The following is a 4806-nucleotide window of genomic DNA, read 5'->3' as shown; positions in this document are numbered from 1 at the left end:
GACTCTGTAACTGTTACTGGTAGCACCACTGACGTAGCGGCCGGTACGACTGTCACCGTGACCGTGACCGACAGCGAAGGCAATACCGTGACTGCAACCACTACCGTGGCTTCAGACGGCACTTACTCAGTGACTGCCGATACTTCTGATCTGACAGACGGCACCGTGACTGTAGATACCGAGACCACCGATAACAATGGCAATGCTGTTACTGACAGTGATACTGTTGAAATCGACCAGGTTGAAGGAGCAGTAGATTCTACGGTTGATGCTTATGGCGCTTATACAGTAATTACTGTGACTGGTGAAAGTACAGCTGTTTCTGCAGGTGCTACAGTAACTGTGACCTTGACTGATAGTGATGGTAACAGCGTGACAGCTACAACAACTGTTGCTTCTGACGGTACATATTCCGTGACCATGAATGCTTCAAGTCTGGATAATGGTACTGTAACCTATACTGCAGAAATGACTGATTCGTCTGGTGATACATTGACGACAACAGGCTCATCTGAGGTTGATAATGACAAGGATGTGGCTGTAAGCGGTTCAACTACGGACGTGGCTGCAGGTAGTACTGTAACGTTGACTTTGACCGACAGCGAAGGCAATACCATTACTGCTACTGCAACTGTGGCAAGTGACGGCACTTATGCGGTAACTGTTGATACCACTGATTTGGTTGATGGCGATGTAACCGTTGATACGGCGACTACTGATAATAATGGCGAAACAGTAACCGATACCGATACTGTTGAGCTTGATCAGGTAACCGCTGCGATTGACGATACCATTACGGTAACGGATGGCAGCAGTGTGGTTTCTGTAAGCGGTTCGACTACTGATGTGGCAACCGGTGCAACAGTGACTATAACCTTGACCGATAGCGATGGCACAACCGTAACTGCAACCACTACCGTGGCTTCAGACGGCACATACAGCGTGACTATTGATGCCAGCACCTTGGATAATGGTACGATTACTGCTGACGCAGAAACCACCGGTAACAATGGTGAGGATGCAACATCAACTGATACGGATACATTGTCAGTAAGCATTACCGAGATTGTATCTATTACGGTAACTGATGATGATACGACCGATGTAGAAGAGTTGTATGAAACCTTGTCTGCAGCAAACAGTACAACAACGGTTTATTCTTCACTTGCCAACACCAGCACTTATGACGGTGATGTAGCAAGCAATGGAGCAAACTCCGGTGGTACAAGCAGCGATACAACTAGCAATGATAGTACACCGACTGTATCTGTAGCCTTGGCTAATGCCTTGAGCAGTAGTGAGACTTTGACTGTTTACGCAACAACTTCAGATGGCACTAGCTATGTGGTGGCTGTGATTACTTCTAGCACGACTACTACATATGACAGTGATGGCAACGTGTTGAGTACAGCTACAACGACGACCACTACTGACTCTGATGGCAATACGGTTTATAGTTTTGATGATACGCTGTCTTCAGATGATACTTATACCTATACGGCTACAGTAACCAGTAGCAGTACTTCCGGTACCGAAACCGGTGATGGCGCAAGTGCAACGATTACATTGGATACCAGTGTTGAAATCGCAGTGACTTCGTTGACCGTTGATGCAGATGAAGCGACTATTAGCGCAATTAGCGGCACTGCGGAAGCCGGTTCAACGGTTTACCTAGTGTACTCTACTTCTGATGGCACGACTTACATAGTTAGTACAACCGTATCTTCTGATGGTACTTATACCTTATCGTTAGATAATGTTGATTTAACCGGATTCTATACTGCAGCATTGTATGCAGTAGATGCGGCGGGTAATACTACTTATTACAACATCTTGTCGTTGAATAATATTACCAATGGTATGATGAGTGATAATGTAACGATTGCCTACACCGGTACAACCATTTACAACAATGGTTATAACGATACAGCTCCGACAGTTGGTCAAACTAATATGACTACCGATAGCTCTTTGGGTTATCAAACCAGCGATGACAGTGAAATTATTATTATCCGTGGTTCGGTTTACTCAGACAGTACAGGCTCTAACTACGATGTAACCAATTCAACCATTTCTACTTATGGTGGTGATGATTACATTTATGTCGGTGGCTATGTATCAGGCTTGACGGGTTCGGGAAGAACTACTATTTCGATGGGTGATGGCAACGACAGTCTGTATGTAACAGAATATGTCTTGACTTCAGATCTCGATTTGGGTGATGGTAACAATAACCTGACTGTTGCAGATGGTTACATCTCTAACTCGAATGTAACTGCGGGAACAGGTAATGACACAATCAGTATTGCAACCAACTTGGCAGGTTCTACTGTTACTTTGGGCGATGGTGATAATGTCTTGAATGTTTCTACATCAGGCTCGTCATACTATATTACTGGCTCGACTATTACTGCGGGTTCCGGTAACGATACCATTAATGCAGGTGGTAGCGTATGTGCAAGTACCTATATTGATTTAGGTGATGGCGATAATATTGTCAATGTGACTGGAGATGTCAGCAGTAGCACGATTACTACTGGCTCTGGTGCAGATACAGTAACCGTAGGTACCTACATTATTAGTAGCACTATCAGTACTGGTAGTGGCGATGATGTGATTAATCTGAACGGACGCTACTTATCTACTGAACCATACAGTTCATATAACAGTACGATTGATACCGGTGATGGTAATGATACGGTCAGCACTACTTATGCGCTGAACAGCACCACGTTGACTACCGGCGCAGGTAATGATACGGTAACCATTGGTACCTATGTGTCTAATGGCGCGACTATTACTACTGGCGATGATAATGACGTTGTGTCCGTAAGTAGTTATGTAACTGATGCTGCGATTGATACAGGCTCAGGTAACGACACAGTAACTGTCAGCGAGTATTTGTACAATGCAACAATCTCTACAGGCGAAGGTGTTGATACTGTAACGATTGGTGGTAACGTTGGTACCAATAGCTACATTTCCTTGGGAGATGGGGATGATACCGCGACCATTACTGGTTATGTCAGCAACGGTTCAATTATTGAAGCAGGCGCTGGTAACGATACGGTGACTATTACAGGTAATATTGGTAATAACCTGCTGCAATATGGCACAGTTAGCATGGGTGATGGCGATGATAGTTTGACTATTAACGGCAATATCGGCTCTGGTAGTGGCAATACCATTACTATGGGTGCTGGTAACGATACCCTGACTGTCTCAGGTACTGTGAACAATGTTGATGGCGGCGAAGGTACCGATACCTTGGTATTGAGTGGCTCAGGCCAAAACGTCAGCTTGTCTGAAGTGACTAACTTCGAGTACATCGACTTGACTGGTAGCGGCGATAATACCTTGACTGGCGTGAATGCTACTACAGTGTCAGCCAACGGTGGTACGTTGTATATCAGTGGTGATAGCGGTGACAGTGTTGACTTGGATTTGGATAGCTTCAGCTCAACCGGCAACACAACAACTGTTAACGGTACGACTTATACCGAGTACACCTATACCGTAGATAGCACGACTTACACTGTTTATGTCGATACCGATGTAAGTGTATATTGATAAACCTTAGCATACAGGGCAGGGTAACCTGCTTTGTATGAGATAGGTCATGACAGGAACAAGCCTCGGCTTGTTCCTGTTTTATTATTTAGGCCGTCTGAATATTTTTCAGACGGCCTAATTTGTTTGTGAAGATATTGGCGCGATGTTGAAATCTGATAAAATTGTTTCCAATGAAACACTAAGCAATGGTTAGGAAAAATTGTGTCTATGCGAAAAGACTACCACTATTACAATTACCTCAAAATGGAAGAGCATTATCTGTATGTTCCTTATTACGATGAAATGAGGCGCGTGCGTGTATTGCTGCCGCATGATTATTATCGGGAAAAGGGGCATTATCCCGTGGTTTATATGCATGACGGGCAGAATGTGTTTTACAGCAAGGAATCTTTTTCGGGCTATTCGTGGAAAATTATTCCGACCATCAAGCGGCACCATGAGTTGCCAAAAATGATTATTGTCGGTATCGACAATGCCGGTATGCGGCGCTTGGATGAATACGGCCCTTGGCAAACGGATACCGGCTCAACGCCGGATCTGGCGCAAGCGGCGGGCGGGATGGGGATGGCTTACGGGCAATTGGTGGTGGATACGGTGAAACCGTTTATTGACCAACATTACCGTACCTTAAGCGGCAAAGCCGATACTTTGCTGGCCGGCAGCTCGATGGGCGGGATTATTACGGCGTATATGGGGGCGGCTTATCCTGAGGTGTTTGGCAATTTGGGTGTGTTTTCTTTGGCTTCGTGGTTTAGCGAGCAGGATTTTATCGCTTATATGCATGAGAACCCGATTTATCAGGATACCCGCGTTTTTATCCAAGTGGGGACGAAAGAGGGCGATGAAGTAGATTCGATGTTTATTTCCGACATGAATCAGGCTTATATCGATTGCACCTTGCATTATTACCAAGCCTTGCTGCGCACGGGACATCCTTTGGACAATATCCGCTTGAAGATTATGGCGAACCAAACCCATCATGAAATGTATTGGGCGAACCATTTTATTGAATTTTTGCATTTTTCATTATTGGAAAATAGGGAAAGATAAAGCATAAAAGGCCGTCTGAAATATTCAGACGGCCTCGTATTAGAAAAGCGGTTATATCAGGAGGAGAAAAATGTTGGCATTGTTTAATATTAGGGGCTGTACTAGATAATTAGAGCAAATTACCTTTTACTAACTGTTTCAAAATAGAAATTTGAGATTTTATTTCACTGTTGTTAAAACGCC

General features: G+C 44.4%; 2 protein-coding genes. Both read left to right on the top strand.

Annotated features, from left to right (window positions below):
• Positions 1 to 3570 (top strand): beta strand repeat-containing protein (locus tag J2T37_RS11415; RefSeq protein WP_301286389.1); only part of this gene is annotated, 3570 nt, incomplete at its 5' end.
• Positions 3571 to 3780: 210 nt separating this feature from the next.
• Positions 3781 to 4623, top strand: a complete 843-nt coding sequence (locus J2T37_RS11410) for an alpha/beta hydrolase (protein WP_253355990.1) — start codon at positions 3781 to 3783, stop codon at positions 4621 to 4623.
• Positions 4624 to 4806: the final 183 nt, after the last annotated feature.

Origin of the sequence: Neisseria perflava, from assembly GCF_024170405.1 — a bacterium.
GTDB classification, from domain to species: Bacteria; Pseudomonadota; Gammaproteobacteria; order Burkholderiales; family Neisseriaceae; genus Neisseria; species Neisseria perflava_B.
Note: the sequence above shows the minus strand (reverse complement) of the source record. Positions and strands in the feature narration are given on the sequence as shown.

Coding starts and splice junctions, on each gene's coding strand:
- J2T37_RS11410 (WP_253355990.1), top strand. CDS start 3,781: ATGCGAAAAGACTACCACTATTACAATTACCTCAAAATGGAAGAGCAT.